This is a genomic window from Nocardioides psychrotolerans (genome assembly GCF_900113685.1).
GTDB classification, from domain to species: domain Bacteria; phylum Actinomycetota; class Actinomycetes; order Propionibacteriales; family Nocardioidaceae; genus Nocardioides; species Nocardioides psychrotolerans.
Genome location: NZ_FOQG01000006.1, coordinates 133607 through 147866, shown reverse-complemented (window position 1 = coordinate 147866; position 14260 = coordinate 133607). Strand labels below are relative to the sequence as shown.

The following is a 14260-nucleotide window of genomic DNA, read 5'->3' as shown; positions in this document are numbered from 1 at the left end:
CCCTGCATGACGGTCAGCGCCGAGCAGGCTCAGTGGTTCCGGGCGGGATTCACCGACATGGCCGAGACGATGGGCCAGGCGTTGCTGGGCAAGGACCACGTGATCCGGCTGGCGTTGACCTGCCTGGTCAGCGAGGGGCACCTGCTGCTCGAGGACCTGCCCGGGACCGGCAAGACGATGCTGGCGCGGTCGTTGGCCAACACCGTCGAGGGCAGCCACGCGCGCATCCAGTTCACCCCCGACCTGCTGCCGACCGACGTGACCGGGGTGACGGTCTACGACCAGGCCAAGGGGTCCTTCGAGTTCCACCCCGGACCGATCTTCCACGACATCGTGCTGGCCGACGAGATCAACCGGGCCTCGCCCAAGACCCAGGCCGCGCTGCTGGAAGTCATGGAGGAGGGGCATGTGACGGTCGACGGCGTGACCCACGACGTGCCGCGGCCGTTCATGGTGATCGCCACGCAGAACCCGATCGAGCAGGCCGGCACCTACCGGCTGCCCGAGGCGCAGCTCGACCGCTTCCTGATGAAGACGTCGGTCGGCTACCCGGATGCGGAGTCGACCGAGGAGCTGCTGCTCGCCTCCCACGTCCGCGACCGGGCCGAGCTGGTCAAGCCGATCGCCTCCACCGCGCGGATCGCGGAGATGTCGGCGCTGGCCGCGGACGTCCACGTGGACCGGGCCGTGGTGCGTTACGTGCGTCAGCTCGCCGAGGCCTCCCGGGAGCTGCGCCACGTGCGGTTGGGGCTCTCGGCCCGCGGTTGCCTGGCCCTGGTGCGGGTCGCCAAGACCTGGGCCGTGGCCGACGGTCGCACCTCGGTGGTGCCCGAGGACGTCAACACCCTCGCCGAGCCGGTGCTGTGCCACCGGTTGCTGCTCGACCCGCAGGCACAATTCAGCGGGATCACGATCGGCGAAGTCATCGCCCAGCTCCTGGCGGCGGTGCCGCCACCCCTCGACCGTGACTGAGCCCCGGTGATCGAGACCCGCCGCACGCGCGTGCGGCGCCGTGTCGGCCGCGCCCTCCGTGGCATCACCCCGGCCGGGCGCGCGGTGATCCTGCTCGGGCTGTCCAGCGAGGCGATCGCCCTCACGCTGGGTTATGCCGAGTTCCGGCTGATCGCGGTGATGTGCGGTTTGCTGGTCCTCGTCGCGCTGGTCCTCGTCGCGCTGCCCACGCGCGTCCGCGCCCAGCTCGAGCTGCGCCCGGCCCACACCGTGGCCGGCGAGACCGGCACCGGGCTGCTGCGCGTCACCAACCTGCGCCTCGCCCCGATGTGGCACCCCCTCGTCAGCGTCCCCCTCGACGCCGAGCGAGCCGACGCCGGCACGCAGAGCGCCCACGTGCGGTTGCCGGTGCTGCGCCGCGGGGTCCGCGTGGAGCAGGAGATCGAGGTCCCGGCCGTGCGCCGCGGGGTGCTCCAGGTCGGCCCAGCCGGCGCCCGTCGTACGGACCCGCTCGGCTTCTTCCAGCGCCACGCCGCCTGGAGCACCCCGGTCGACCTGTTCGTGAGGCCGCGGATGGTGAGCATCGAGACCCTCGGGGCCGGCTCGGTGCGCGACCTCGAGGGCGTGCCCAGCGACGAGATCTCGATGAGCGACCTGTCCTTCCACGCGCTGCGGGAGTACGTCGTCGGCGACGACCTGCGCCACGTCCACTGGCGCTCGTCGGCGCGGACCGGGCGGCTGCACGTGCGGCAGTACCACGACACCCGCCGCAGCCACGTCGTGGTGATCGTCGACGACACCCACGCGGCCTACGACCACTCCGACGACCTCGAGCTCGCACTCCAGGTCGCGGCCTCCGTCGTGCTGCGCGTCGGGCTCGACGAGTCCGACCTGACGATGGTCTGCGGCCCCCAGCAGGTCTCCGGCCCGCCGCAGCAGGTCCTCGACGCCTTCTGCCTCTCGTCGTGGTCACTGGGTGGCGACCTCGTCGTCGCCGCGCGCACGGCGGCCCTCGTCGCCCCCGACGCCAGCCAGGTGGTCGTCATCTCGGGCGGCCTCCTGGACACCTCGCTCCTGCCCGAGGTCGCACGCTCCTTCCCCGACGACGTACGACTGCTGACGCTGCGCGCCGACGGCTCGGGCACCCCGGCCGAGCACACGCTCGCCGGCCCGCCGCAGCTCACGGTGACCCAGCTGGCGGAGCTGCCCGGACTGCTCGCGGCCTACGTCCGCGGGGTGCGGCTGTGAGCGAGGCGAGAGACCGCATCGGTCCGGAGACGGACGACCACCGTGAGGCGGCGGTCGAACTGCGAGCCCACCGGGAAGACCTGTGAGCGAAGCGAGAGACCGCATCGGTCCGGAGACGAACGACCACCGTGAGGCGGCGGTCGAACTGCGAGCCCACCGGGAAGACCTGTGAAACTGCTCCGGCGTCGACCGCCGGCCCAGGTGATGCCCTTCCACGCCTGGGACGTGCTGCTCGTCCTGACCCTGACGATGATCGCGCTGGCCGGCTGGTCCTCGACGTTCAGCGGCAACGGGTGGTGGATCACCGGTGGGGTCGCCGCAGTCCTCGGGTCGGCCGTCGCGACCGGGGTGGTCGCGGCGCGTGGCGGGGTCGAGGTCGTCGGGCTGGCGCTGGCCTTCGCCTACTACTTCGCCTGCGGGCCGATCGTCGAGCGCGACCTGCGGCTGACCGACCTGAGCATCCTCGAGTCCGGCGTGCGGGCCAGCGCCGACGCCTGGCCGGTGCTGCTGGGCACCCACCCACCCGTCGACTCCTCCGGGGCCGCGCTCCTCGCACCGGTGCTGCTCGCGCTGTTCTCCGCGGGCATCGGGACGGCCCTCGCCCTGCGCTCCACCCGCGCCGCGGTTCCCCTCATGCCACCGACCCTGGTGCTCGCGGTGGTCCTGCTCCTCGCCCAGCCCGAGCCGGTCTCGGTGCTGCTCCAGGGCGTCGGGTTCGGCGTCGTCGCGATGATGTGGATGCGGCTACGCGGCCTGCGCATCGACGAGGCCGCCCACGGCCGCGACCCGGCCCGCGCCTGGCGGATGCTCGGCAGCGTGGCGCTGGTGCTGGCCGCCGCGCTCACCGCGGCCGCGGTGGCGGGTGACCCGACGCCGGGCGCGAGGTTCGTGCTCAGCCGCGAGGTGCCGGCGTACGACGCAGGCCGGGAGGCGACGCCGCTCGACTCCTTCCGCGACTTCACCGAGCCGGCCCCGGGCCAGCGCACGCCCGAGGGCAACGTCCACGAGCGCAAGCTGCTGACGCTGCGGGGGGCGCCGGCCGGGGTGCGCGTGCGGTTCGCCGCGCTCGAGGCCTACGACGGCAACCGGTGGCAGGCCGCCAACGACAGCGACCCCACGCGCGACGACGACCGGTTCCTCCGGCTCTCCTCGACCATCGACAACCCCGCCGACGGCCGCGAGATCCGGGTCGCGGTCGACCCCACCGGCGACTACTCCTCGCGGTGGGTCCCGACGATCGGCGCGGTCCAGGCGTTCTCCTTCTTCGGCTCCGCGCGCGAGGACGCCCAGACGCACCTGCGCTACGACCCGGCGACGCAGACCGCGATCATGGACGACCGGCTGGAGAAGAACGACACCTACACCTTCACGACCGCGATCACCGGGGGGCTGCTGAAGCGGCGGATGACGGCGTCCTCCCTGGTCGATCCTGCGCTGAGGGAGGCCGGGGCGTTCCTCGACCCGGCCATCGAGGCCTGGGCGCTCGGTGCCGTCTCGCCGATCGACGGGGTCTTCCGGGTGGCGGAGCGGCTCAGGCGGGTCGGTCGCTACAGCGACGGCGCGATCTTCTGGCAGGCGTCCTACCCCGCCGGCCAGAGCACGACCCGGCTCGGCGACGGCTTCGTGCTCGGGGAGCCGACCGTCGGCAACGACGAGCAGTACGCCGCCGCGATGGCCCTCATGGCCAACCGCCTCGGGGCGCCTGCCCGGGTCGTCGTCGGCGCTGTCCTTCCCTCGAGCGGCGTCGTGCGTGGTCGTGACGTGCAGGCCTGGGTCGAGGTGCGGATCGCCGACGGGTCGTGGCGCACGCTGCCGACCGAGATGTTCATGGGCAACCGGCCGCCGCGGCGGGTCGGGGTGGACCAGGTGCTGCCCCCGCGGGCATTCCCCGACCCGCCGGCCACGCCGCCGCAGCAGCCGGAGATCGAGGAGGAGCCCGCGGCCGAGCCGCCGGACCCGTCGTCGTCCGCGTCGTCCGAGGAGGGGTCGGGCGGGGTCCCCTGGGGACTCGTCCTCCTCGCGCTGGCCCTCGGCGCACCCATCGTCGTGCCGGTGGTGAAGGGGGTGCGACGACGCCGCCGCCTCTCCTCACGTCGCGTGACGATGAGGTATGCCGGCGCGTGGCTCGAGCTCGTCGACCACGCCCGCGACCTCGGGTTGCCCGTCGCTCCGGGGCTGACCCGGCCGGCCCAGGCCCGCGCCGTCGCGGCTGCTCCGGGCGCTGCTCCGGGCGGGGGTGCGGGCGGGGGTGCGGGCGGGGGTGCGGGCGGGGGTGCGGGCGGCGCGATCCTCGGTCTCGCGCACGAAGCCGACCGCCGGATCTACGCCCTGGACTCCCCCGAGGCCGCCGACGCTGCGGCCTTCTGGGCGCTCGTGCGTGCGGAGCGTTCCTCGATCGGCGTCCACGCCGCGCCGTGGCGCCGCGCCTGGGCGGTCTTCAGCCCCGCCAGCCTGCGTCGCGGATGAGTCGGCGACCGGCCACCCGGAAAGCGCGCGCCGCCGACTGGCCTGGACCCGGTCGATCGCCATCAGCCGGCGGGCACCGCCCCGCGCATGGTCAAACATTTGACCACCCGGCGAGCACCCCGACCTATCCGCCAGCCGGCGGCGAAGTGGTCAGACCACTTGACCAACGCCCATCGCCCGGCCTACCGTCGACCGCATGCCCCTCCAGCCCGTGGTGAGACGTTCCGTGCCCGACGAGGTCTTCGACCAGGTGCTCGCGGAAGTCGTGGACGGCGAGATCGGGGCCGGCGAGACGCTGCCGAGCGAGCGTCGGCTGGCTGAGGTGCTCGGGGTCTCGCGGCCCGCCGTGCGTGAGGCGCTCCAGCGGATGGCGCAGACCCGGCTGCTCGACGTGCGCCACGGTGGCGCGACGACCGTGCGCGACTTCCGGCGCTATGCCGGGCTCGACCTGCTGCCCCAGCTCCTCGTGCGCAAGGGGTCGCTCGACGCAGCCGTCGCCCGCAGCGTGCTGGAGGCACGGCTCGCGATCGGGCCGAGCGTCGCGGCGCTGGCCGCCGAGCGCGGCGGGGAGACCCTCGGAGCCCTGCTCACCGCCTGCGTCGACGAGCTCGCCGCGACCGACGACGACGTGGAGCGGCAGGTGCACGCCCTCACGTTCTGGGACCTCGTGGTCGATGCGGCCGACTCGGTCGTGTTCCGGATGATGTTCAACAGCCTGCGCGCCGCCTACGAGCCCGCGCTCGAGGCGCTCGCCCCCGCGATGGCCGAGGAGGTCGGTCAGGCCGGCGCCTACCGGGTGCTCACCGCCGCCATCTCCGCCGGCGACCCCGAGACCGCCCGCGCCGCGGCCGACCGGGTCCTCCGACCGGCCACCGACAGCCTCGTGAGCGCGCTCGCCGCGCTCGAGCAGACCCAGGAGCAGCGATGACCAAGCCCAGCCCCGAGATCGAGGCCCTGGCGGCCGAGCGCCTGGCGCAGGACACGACTGCCGCCACCCGTCGTACGGCGATCACGCTCGGCCAGGCCTGGCGCGCCTTCTGGCGTCACCCGAGCCCGCCGATGATCGCGGCGGCCCTCGTGGCGGCCACCGCCGCCCGCGTCGTGCACGGCGGCGGCGACACGTGGCAGCTCGTGATCCCGGTCGGGCTCGTCGCGCTGTTCCCGGCGATCGAGTGGGTCATCCACGTCGTCGTCCTGCACTGGCGGCCCCGCCGGGTCGGCCCTGTGCGCATCGACTCGCTGCTCGCCCGCGAGCACCGCGCCCACCACGCCGACCCGCGCGACATCCCGCTGGTCTTCATCCCGTGGAAGGCCCTGCTCTGGCTCGTCCCAGCGGGAGCCGCAGCAGCACTCGTGGCCCTGCCGACCGGCAGCGCGCTCACCCTGCTGGTGAGCGCGACGGCAATGATGTTCGCCTACGAGTGGACCCACTACCTCGTGCACAGCGACTACAAGCCGAGCTCACGCGCCTACCGCGCGGTGTGGCGCAACCACCGGCTGCACCACTACAAGAACGAGCACTACTGGTTCACCGTCACCACGTCCGGCACCGCCGACCGGCTCTTCGGCACCTACCCCGACCCGGCCGACGTGCCCACGTCGCCCACCGTCCGAAAGCTCCACGAGAGCAGCCCCGCACCTGCCACGATCACCGGGTGACGAACCAGCGGGTCCACCACCTCAACTGCGGCACGATGACGCCGCTCGCCGCGGCCCCGATGGTGGCCCACGTGCTGCTCGTCGAGCGCGACGAGGGACTGCTCCTGGTGGACACCGGCTTCGGCTCCGCCGACCTGGCCCGCCCGAAGCGTCTCGGGCAGCCGTTCCGGGCCGTCGTACGCCCCCTCCTCGACCCCGCCGAGACCGCCGCCGCCCGGATCACCGCGCTCGGGCTCGACCCGGTCGACGTCACCGACGTCGTGCTCACCCACCTCGACCTCGACCACGTCGGCGGCATCGGCGACTTTCCCCAGGCCCGGGTGCACGTCCACGCCACCGAGCTCGAGGCCGCGCTGCACCCGTCGCTGAAGGAGAAGGCCCGCTACGTCGCCGAGCAGTGGGCCCACGACCCCACCTGGGTCCGCCATCGCGAGGGCGGCGACACCTGGCACGGGCTCGACTCCGTGACCGCGGTCGGCGACGACGTGGTGATCGTCCCCCTCCACGGCCACAGCCGCGGGCACAGCGGGGTCGCCGTACGACGCCTGGACGGTCACTGGCTCCTGCACGCCGGCGACTCCTATTTCCACACGGGCGAGAAGCTCACGCCCCCGTCGTGCCCGCGACCGCTGCGGGTCTTCCAGACCGTGCTGGCCCACGCCGACAAGGCGCGCCGGGCCAACGCGGAGCGGGTGCGCGAGCTCCACGCCACGCACGGCGGCCCCGGGGGGACGGTCACCGTCTTCAGCGCCCACGACGCCTCCGAGCTCGCAGCGCTGCAGGCCTGAGGGACCTCAGGCAGGACAGACCGCGAACGGCAGCTTCCGCTCGCGGACAAGTCGCGCCGCGACGGCGGCGTCCGGCATGACATAGCCGATGCGGCCCCCGACCGGGTCGGCCACCCCGTCGGCGAAGCCCAGGCCGAGCTCGGGCTCGGTCGCCGGCAGGTTGCCCGCGAGCCGCAGCCGCTCGAAGGCGTCCTCGCGCTCCGGGCCCATCCGGACGGTCGCCAGCTCACCACCGAGCGTCACGCTGAACAGCTCGAGCGGCTCGAGCGCGGCGACGTCGTCGGCCGGCACGGCCGCAAGCGTCGTGGCGTCGGTCCCCAGGGTCTGGGCGAAGTCGAGGCAGTCGCGCTCGACGTACGTCGCGTTCGCCGCCGCAGGTCCCACCATCGCCGCGATCTCCTCCGAGACCGCCCAGCTCGTCTCGGGATCGTCGGTCGTGCCCACCGTGACCAGTCGCAGGATCGGGTCGACCTCGGCTCCGGCCAGCGGACCGACGCCGTCCGCCACCGCGCGCTCGACACCGGCCATCTGGAGGTCGTCGCGCAGTGCCAGCACGAAGCCGTCACCCGCCGGACCGGTGAAGGCCGCCTCCCACTTCACGTCGTCCTGGGTGAAGCCGTAGTCGGCCGCGAGCTCTGCGTCGACCGGACGCAGCAGCCCCTCGGAGAGCAACGGAGCCTGCGCCGCGGCACGACTCCAGAAGCGCTCCCGCACCGGCGAGGGGTCCTGCCCGGTCAGCAGGGAGGCCCCCAGCAGCAGACGCACCTGGTCGAAGTCGGTGACCGACAGGGAGGTCGCGTCCTGCGGCACCAGGGCGAGCACGGCCGCTGCCGCCTCCAGCCCCGGGTCGTACGCCGGCGGGCCGACGTCGCCCAAGTCCTCGAGGGGTGGCGCCAGGGTGGGTTCGGGCCGGTCGCTGCTGCACCCGCTCGTCACCGATGTCGCAGCCACCACCGCCGTCAGCAGCACCGCTGCACCCCATGACCTCACCGGAGCAGTTTGCCACCACCGGGCCAGCGCCGCCGACTCTCCGGCGAAACCAGGACCGGCCTCGTCGGCGTCGAGTGACACGTAGGGCATCTTCCCAGCGGTCCTGGACATGCTCGATGCGTCACTCGACGTCGGGCCCCGAGCGCCCACCCGTGCCGCTACCGGTCGCTAGGGTCGACGACCATGAGCCATCCGCACCGCGCCGCGCGGCTCGAGCGACGGGTCCACGACCTCGTCGGGCAGCAGCTCGGCTCGCGTGGCTGGACGCCCCGGGTGGTGGCGCACACCGGCTACGGCGCCAGTCGCGCCGCGGGTCCCAGCGCGGGTCCCAGCACGGGTCCCAACGCGGGCGGCTGGGTGCGGGTGCTGGCCCGGGTCATCCTCGCGCCCCCGGGCACCCCTAGCGCCGCCCGCACCGACGGGCGCGGCTGGCGCCGGTTCGTGTCGACAGCGGCCGCCGGCGTACCCCTCACCATCGACCTCGGCGGCGAGACCCACACCGTCTCCAGCGGTGCCGACGGCTACGTCGACGTGCGGCTCGACGCCGCCCTCCCGCCCGGCTGGGCCTCCGCGTCACTGACCGTCGGTGCTGCGGCACCGGTCAGCGCACCCCTGCGGATCGTCGGCCCCGATACCTCCCTCGGCCTGCTGAGCGACCTCGACGACACCGTCATCGTCACGATGCTGCCGCGTCCGCTGCTGGCCTTCCGCAACGCCTTCCTGGTGCGCGAGGACGAGCGACGCGCGGTCCCCGGCATGGCCGAGCTGTACGACGAGGTGCTGGCCGGCAGCGTGGACGCCTTCGTCGTCTACCTCTCCACGGGGGCGTGGAACACCGCGCGCCCGATGACCGCGTTCCTCGACCGCCACGGCTATCCGGCCGGGCCGCTGCTGATGACCGACTGGGGTCCGACGTCCGACGGGTGGTTCCGCTCCGGGCAGGACCACAAGCGCACCACCCTGCGCAGGCTCTTCGAGGAGCTGCCGCAGCTGCGGTGGCTGCTCGTCGGCGACGACGGGCAGCACGACCCGACGCTCTACGCCGAGGCGGTCACGGCCTTCCCCGACCGCGTCGTCGGCGTGGCGATCCGCGAGCTCACCCTCTCCGAGCAGCTGGCCCAGGTGACCTCACCGGCTCCCGGGCCGGACGTGGACGACCCGTCGACCCGGATCACCGTCCGCGCACCCGACGGGCACGCCCTCGCGCAGGCCCTGCGCGATCGCGGGATCCTGCCCGGCGCGTGAAGCGGCCCGCAGCACAGGAACTGCTGGTCCTGCGTCGGTCCACTGGTGCCCCACGACGACACGTCCTCGCTGACGCGCAGGAACCGCCCCGAGTCGAGGTCGTAGACGTAGGTGCCTTCACCTCCGCGCTCGTAGGACGTCACGGTCACCACGCCGGCGCCCGTCACGGCGGTGAGCACACCCTCGAGCCCACTGCCCTGGAGGGTGACGACCTGGTCGCCGTCGGTGTCGAGCACCTGGACCCGGTCGGAAGCTCGTGGTCAGGCTCCCGCGGGACCTCGCTGCTCGACCGGCGCCGGACATGGTCGAGGAAGGCACTGACCACGGCCCGGCGGGCGTAGGCGTGCTTCCGCCCGGCCCGGGTCAGGCGCGGCCACGCGACGTAGACCCGGATCAGGCCCTCCTGCACGTGGTCGGAAGCCTGGTCCCAGTCGCCGCAGAGCAGGTACGCCGTGCGCCGCAGCCGCCCGCGGGCCGACTCGACGAACTCAACGAGGTGAGGCATCACCAAGGTTGCTCATAGGCACCGATCACCGCGCGAGCGCTGGCCACGGCCGCGGGATCGCGGCCCGTCAGGTGCTGAATCACGACCAGGCGGCAAGCGTCTCGCCGAGGAGCTCACTCCTCAACAGCGCAGGGACAAGGTGTCCAACCTCTGGCGCAAGCTCCGCGCAGACGAGCAGATCAAGAACGCGGGCACCCGGCCCCAGCCCCGGTGGGTGCTTGTGCAACTCAGAGATCTGAACGCATGCACGAATGCATCAACCGCTTCGCCTGATCTTCGTCTCCGCAGGTCAGATGCCTTTTTCCTTGTGTGCGAATCGCTACGGAGCGACCGCTACACACAAGAATCAATTCCGCTCAAAGCCTAGCGGTCGGCTGTCACCCCAATCTTCGACAGTGGTCAGGTCAGCCGGATCACCGCACGGGCGGTGGCCGCGACGGCGAAGTCGACGCCGGTGATCTCGCGCATGCGGACGCGCGAAGCACCGGCGAGCTGCTCAAGCACGTCGAGGGTCGCGCTATGGGCGGGCGGAGGCGAGAACCGGTCGTGTCCGCTTCGCCACCCGAGCGCGTACAGCAGGTCCCTGACCTCGCTGCGCCACTCCTGCGCCGGTGTGCCGCTGCCGGCCACGGCCAGTGCCATCCAGCCCGCCTGGCGCTCGGTGTCCTTAGTGCCCAAAGGCAGGCGCCCGACGATGTGGCGCAGGAGTGCCGTCGGATCGTGGCCACATCGAAGGGCGGCGGCGGTCGGGCTCAGCCGGCCCTTGCGGATGCTGACCAGCCCGAGGGCGCGCGCGGTGGCGCGGATGCCGGCGACGGGGAAGGTGTGGTCCTCCCGGTTGGCCTTGCCGAACCACCAGTCCGCGATGCCGGTACGTTCGGCGATCTGCTCGACCACCGCCGGCGGCAGGTAGCCCGCAGCGGTCAGCGCCACGCCGCCGCCGACGACGTCGAGGAAGGTCCGGTAGGTCTCGGTCATCCGGGCGGCCTCGGCCTCGGTGACCTCGGTCGGGGCGTGAGAGAACGGACGGCCCAGCACCTCGCGCAGCAGGCGGATGCCCCGGCGGTCGAGCTGTTCAGCAAGGTCTGCCAGCTCCCCGGTCACCGCGACCGGCTCGGCCACCGCGACCGCCAGGGCGGTGTTGGTCTCCTCCACGTCGAAGTGCTCGGGGTGCCAGTCGAGTGGCAGCCAGTCGTGAGCGTGTGCGCCGTTGTCGAAGTTGCCGGGGAGGAGGGCGTCGTCGTACCCGCTGCGGACCCAGGCGGCCAGGTCCTCGTAGCCGCCGATGCCACCGCAGTCCTCGGGCGGACACGCCATCCGACCACCGGTGCACCGCGCCGTCGCGGGCGGCTCGTCGAGGACCTCCTCGACCACCAACTTGTGGTCCCAGCCGTCGCCAAAGTCGTAGTCGTACCAGAGCTCGTCGCCCTTCTCGGCAACGAGCTGGTCGAGTCGTACGTCGTCCTCGAGAGTTCCCTCATCGCCCTCCTCGAGGTCGAAGTGAGTGACGAAGTACGGCGAACGGTGGTCACTGCCGGTGCGGAACCGGTGCAGGTGGCTGTTGGTCCACCCCATCGCGGCCTGAATGACGTCATGCAGCCGCGGAAGGCTGAGGTCACCGGGCAGCTCGAGGCGGCGCCAGACCGGCGGCTTCGCGCCGTGCAGGTCCAGACGCACCCGGAACCCGCGGACCTTGGTCGGGACCGGGAGCAGCGTCGGCGCCTGATCGCGCTTGAGCTTCTCGAAGATGCTGGTCACCTGTCCGCTCATCAGCGCGTCGAGGAGCGCCTTGCTCTCCTCGGGGCTGGCGCCGGCCATCAGCTGCTTCACCAGGTGCTGGACGTCGGTTGCTTCGGCCACGACGGACAGTCAATCACCGTCGGATCTGTCGATAGGCGCGCGCCACGATGGTCGCAGGGCGGCTCTTTCGCGCGTGCTGGCTATCCGTTGCGGAGTTCGCTCGCGAACTGATGGGCCCACTCGCCGATGCGGATGGCCTCGGTGTGCGTGGCGGCCGGATCGTCTCCCTTGATCCCGAGCATGGTGGGGAGCAATCCTTCACCGTCGTAGATGCGGGCAAGAAGGTCGGCGTACTCCTCCGGTGGCGCGTCCTCCATGCCGACCTCTCTTATCAAGAGTCGGATGTCGGGGCGGTCTTTGCGACGTGTGGCGATGACCTTCATCGCCAGGACGTGCTCGGGCGGGGCGATGTGAATGGTCAGGCCCGGTTTTGTTGGCGGCGTCAGTGCCCATTCGGGCCGAGGAGGCACCCAGCCCGCGGCGTTGCTGTTGAGCCATCCTTCGGGTAGGCCGTGGTCTTGGGCCATCGATGTGGCCTCGTCCAAGACCGCTGCGTGACTGGTCAGTGCGTCGATATCGGGGGTCAGCCCATCACGCGGTGACGAGGTCCTTCTCAGCGATGAAGATGTTGCGCTCAGCGAGCCAGCGTGGAGTTTGTTCTTTGATCTGGTCGTCGCTGAGTCGAGGTGTGTCGAGGATCCATTCGCTGGCGAGGCGGGGCCCTTGCGTCCACCTGGGTGCAGGAAGGCCGGCCTCATGGAACTCCCTGCTGACGAATGCGGCGGCCAGGGCCTTCCAGTGAGCTTCGATGTCGGGCGGCTGCGCCTCCCAGGCCTCGGCCAGCTCCGTGGAATTGCGCAAGATGTCGCGGAGCCTGTCGCGAAGTTCGAGAGACAGGGCGTAGGTCCAGTCGTCGTCGCCCTTGTTGTGGGCTGCGCCAATGGCGAGGACGGCGTCGATGGAGGAAGGAATGCGGCTCTCGCGAGCGCGGGAGATGGCGTCTGCGATGCGCTCGGCGCGCAGTAGGAACGCCGCAGATGGCGCGATCTTGCCCGAGCGGTAGGCCGAGAATCGTGAAGCGTCGGTCCCCAGTGCGTGGGCAAAACGGCGCAACGAGAGACCGCTTCGCGCATGAGCGGCGTTGAGGCGGTCCATGACCGCCTGTGTGTCTCGGTCCATCACGTGGACAGGATACATTGGCGTAGTCATATATGACAACGTGATGTCGGCGCGCGACGGATTGCCGCATCACCACCGAGCAGACGGGATCTGCCGCGGTGCCACCTCCAGGTCCTCGAGCTTGATCCGGATGGCCCGTTTGCCGCCCGCGGAGCGAAGGAGGCGCGGAGAACGGGCGAGAACCGGTTGCGCGATCAGTCCCAGACATAGGGACGCCTAACAGATCGCCATGCGCGCCGAGGACTTGCTCCTCGAGTAGCGCTGTATGTCAGTAGGCGAAGACGTGCACGCTCAGCACGTCGATTTCCCGGCGGGGATCGCCAAAAAAGGCGCCGAGCCGGCGGGCAACGGTCTGAAAGGGGCGTTCGCGCGGACTGCCGTCTCCCTTCCAGTTGTTGTGCGGCACGATCAAGAAGAGGTGGTGGGCGTCCGGCGCGACGTGCGCCTTCCACAGGTCCTTGAGGTCATGGTTGTTGGTGATCGTCCCGCCGCGCTCGACCTCGGCGATGATCCCGCGGCCGTCCATCAGCTCGAAGAAGAAGTCTGGCCGCGCCTGCGTGACCAGACCGCTCTGCGGGGTCAACACCACCTCCTCGCCGAAGCCGAGCTCCTCGCGCAGCAGGATGGCGAAGTGATCCTGGATCGCCTTGCTCTTCGCGCCATGCACATGCAGCGCCGCAATCTCCGCCGTCGTGTCGACAATGTGCGCGAGCAACTTCTTCGCCAAACCGTCGACGGCCTGCATCTCCACGGCCTGCTCGGGCGACAGATTCGCCTTCACATGTCGCGCATAGCCGTCCATCCGGCGCAGCTTCGCAGCTTGAGGGCAGAGAAGCTAGGTGCCGCCTGTTCCACTGATTCCCCCACCAGTCCCCCACGGCGCAACGACCAGCAGGTGCGGGGTACATGGAGAAACAAAAGAAACCGCAGGCTGACCTGCGGTTTCTCGGTGTGGAGCCTAGGGGACTCGAACCCCTAACCCCCTGCTTGCAAAGCAGGTGCGCTACCAATTGCGCCAAGGCCCCGCGGTGCCGGCCACGACGTGCGCGGCCGGCGGTGTGCTGGCGTCAGATCTTGGCGACCGGGTCGGTGGCCTCGGCCCACAGGGCCTGCTCGGCCTTGCCCTCGGAGATCTTCTTGCGGGCCACGACGGCGCCGGCGGCGGCGATCATGACCAGGAGGATCTTCTTCATGCTGACTCCCTTGTGGTGCGAGGTGTCCCCGACCCGCGGGCCGGGGCGGAGGCCCGTGAGGGGCTCCACGGGCGATGAGAGATCCCGCGTGAGTGGGCCTAACAGGACTTGAACCTGTGACCTCTTCCTTATCAGGGAAGCGCTCTAACCGTCTGAGCTATAGGCCCTCATGGCGACTGCCAGCGGCGAACATTACCCCACGCTGAACGGCGCCTACAAAACGGGATCCGTCCCGG

General features: G+C 71.5%; 14 protein-coding genes and 2 tRNA genes. 7 read left to right on the top strand and 9 right to left on the bottom strand.

All coding sequences use genetic code 11. The features are described from left to right. Nucleotides 1-6 precede the first annotated feature (6 nt). The 6 genes from BM204_RS09350 to BM204_RS09325 all read left to right on the top strand — a co-directional run bounded on the left by BM204_RS09350 (nucleotide 7) and on the right by BM204_RS09325 (nucleotide 7112). Complete coding sequence (locus BM204_RS09350) at nucleotides 7-972, top strand: AAA family ATPase (RefSeq protein ID WP_091112408.1); 966 nt, start codon at nucleotides 7-9, stop codon at nucleotides 970-972. A 6-nt stretch (nucleotides 973-978) separates the two neighbouring features. Beyond that, nucleotides 979-2199, top strand: coding sequence for a DUF58 domain-containing protein (locus BM204_RS09345; RefSeq protein ID WP_091112406.1), 1221 nt, complete (start codon nucleotides 979-981; stop codon nucleotides 2197-2199). Between the two features lie 204 nt (nucleotides 2200-2403). Next, nucleotides 2404-4665: a transglutaminase-like domain-containing protein gene (locus tag BM204_RS09340; RefSeq protein WP_091112403.1), complete on the top strand. Its 2262-nt coding sequence runs from the start codon at nucleotides 2404-2406 to the stop codon at nucleotides 4663-4665. 196 nt (nucleotides 4666-4861) lie between these two features. After that, nucleotides 4862-5593 carry a FadR/GntR family transcriptional regulator gene (locus BM204_RS09335; RefSeq protein WP_091112400.1) on the top strand — a complete coding sequence of 244 codons (732 nt, stop codon included), beginning with the start codon at nucleotides 4862-4864 and terminating at the stop codon, nucleotides 5591-5593. Then, on the top strand, nucleotides 5590-6324 hold the full coding sequence (locus BM204_RS09330) for a sterol desaturase family protein (protein WP_091112397.1): 735 nt from the start codon (nucleotides 5590-5592) through the stop codon (nucleotides 6322-6324). Before BM204_RS09335 ends, BM204_RS09330 begins: the two co-directional genes overlap by 4 nt. Then, a complete protein-coding gene (locus tag BM204_RS09325) occupies nucleotides 6321-7112 on the top strand; it encodes an MBL fold metallo-hydrolase (RefSeq protein ID WP_091112394.1) in 792 nt (263 codons plus the stop codon). The genes BM204_RS09330 and BM204_RS09325 overlap by 4 nt, the downstream gene beginning before the upstream one ends. A gap of 6 nt (nucleotides 7113-7118) precedes the next feature. On the opposite strand, the gene BM204_RS09320 is transcribed toward BM204_RS09325, so the two are convergent. Next, nucleotides 7119-8213 carry a hypothetical protein gene (locus tag BM204_RS09320; RefSeq protein WP_143099702.1) on the bottom strand — a complete coding sequence of 365 codons (1095 nt, stop codon included), beginning with the start codon at nucleotides 8211-8213 and terminating at the stop codon, nucleotides 7119-7121. 72 nt (nucleotides 8214-8285) lie between these two features. Between BM204_RS09320 and BM204_RS09315 the strand changes: the two genes are divergently transcribed. Continuing rightward, nucleotides 8286-9347 carry an App1 family protein phosphatidate phosphatase gene (locus BM204_RS09315; protein ID WP_091112389.1) on the top strand — a complete coding sequence of 354 codons (1062 nt, stop codon included), beginning with the start codon at nucleotides 8286-8288 and terminating at the stop codon, nucleotides 9345-9347. Nucleotides 9348-9510: 163 nt separating this feature from the next. On the opposite strand, the gene BM204_RS09310 is transcribed toward BM204_RS09315, so the two are convergent. From BM204_RS09310 to BM204_RS09275, 8 genes are all read right to left on the bottom strand, one after another. Beyond that, nucleotides 9511-9852 carry a sigma factor gene (locus BM204_RS09310; protein ID WP_091112388.1) on the bottom strand — a complete coding sequence of 114 codons (342 nt, stop codon included), beginning with the start codon at nucleotides 9850-9852 and terminating at the stop codon, nucleotides 9511-9513. A gap of 399 nt (nucleotides 9853-10251) precedes the next feature. Then, entirely contained in the window at nucleotides 10252-11712 is a 1461-nt protein-coding gene (locus BM204_RS09305) for a plasmid pRiA4b ORF-3 family protein (RefSeq protein ID WP_246166495.1), read from the bottom strand. Between the two features lie 80 nt (nucleotides 11713-11792). Beyond that, on the bottom strand, nucleotides 11793-12179 hold the full coding sequence (locus tag BM204_RS22190; protein ID WP_143099701.1) for a hypothetical protein: 387 nt from the start codon (nucleotides 12177-12179) through the stop codon (nucleotides 11793-11795). A gap of 64 nt (nucleotides 12180-12243) precedes the next feature. Continuing rightward, nucleotides 12244-12807 (bottom strand): helix-turn-helix domain-containing protein, encoded by a 564-nt coding sequence (locus BM204_RS09295; protein ID WP_147095098.1) that lies wholly within the window; start codon nucleotides 12805-12807, stop codon nucleotides 12244-12246. Nucleotides 12808-13099: 292 nt separating this feature from the next. Further along, complete coding sequence (locus BM204_RS09290; RefSeq protein ID WP_091112381.1) at nucleotides 13100-13633, bottom strand: hypothetical protein; 534 nt, start codon at nucleotides 13631-13633, stop codon at nucleotides 13100-13102. Nucleotides 13634-13783: 150 nt separating this feature from the next. Further along, a tRNA-Ala gene (locus tag BM204_RS09285) sits at nucleotides 13784-13856 on the bottom strand. A 42-nt stretch (nucleotides 13857-13898) separates the two neighbouring features. Then, nucleotides 13899-14024, bottom strand: coding sequence for a DLW-39 family protein (locus tag BM204_RS22970; RefSeq protein ID WP_218031340.1), 126 nt, complete (start codon nucleotides 14022-14024; stop codon nucleotides 13899-13901). A 93-nt stretch (nucleotides 14025-14117) separates the two neighbouring features. Further along, nucleotides 14118-14191, bottom strand: a tRNA-Ile gene (locus BM204_RS09275). Between the last annotated feature and the right edge of the window lie 69 nt (nucleotides 14192-14260).

Bases quoted from the DNA above. Each gene is read 5' to 3' on its own strand.
- BM204_RS09335 (WP_091112400.1), top strand. From the start codon at position 4,862: ATGCCCCTCCAGCCCGTGGTGAGACGTTCCGTGCCCGACGAGGTCTTC.
- BM204_RS09320 (WP_143099702.1), bottom strand. From the start codon at position 8,213: ATGTCCAGGACCGCTGGGAAGATGCCCTACGTGTCACTCGACGCCGAC.
- BM204_RS09315 (WP_091112389.1), top strand. From the start codon at position 8,286: ATGAGCCATCCGCACCGCGCCGCGCGGCTCGAGCGACGGGTCCACGAC.
- BM204_RS09310 (WP_091112388.1), bottom strand. From the start codon at position 9,852: ATGCCTCACCTCGTTGAGTTCGTCGAGTCGGCCCGCGGGCGGCTGCGG.
- BM204_RS22970 (WP_218031340.1), bottom strand. From the start codon at position 14,024: ATGAAGAAGATCCTCCTGGTCATGATCGCCGCCGCCGGCGCCGTCGTG.
- BM204_RS09340 (WP_091112403.1), top strand. From the start codon at position 2,404: ATGCCCTTCCACGCCTGGGACGTGCTGCTCGTCCTGACCCTGACGATG.
- BM204_RS09350 (WP_091112408.1), top strand. From the start codon at position 7: ATGACGGTCAGCGCCGAGCAGGCTCAGTGGTTCCGGGCGGGATTCACC.
- BM204_RS09290 (WP_091112381.1), bottom strand. From the start codon at position 13,633: ATGGACGGCTATGCGCGACATGTGAAGGCGAATCTGTCGCCCGAGCAG.
- BM204_RS09295 (WP_147095098.1), bottom strand. From the start codon at position 12,807: ATGGACCGCCTCAACGCCGCTCATGCGCGAAGCGGTCTCTCGTTGCGC.
- BM204_RS22190 (WP_143099701.1), bottom strand. From the start codon at position 12,179: ATGGCCCAAGACCACGGCCTACCCGAAGGATGGCTCAACAGCAACGCC.
- BM204_RS09330 (WP_091112397.1), top strand. From the start codon at position 5,590: ATGACCAAGCCCAGCCCCGAGATCGAGGCCCTGGCGGCCGAGCGCCTG.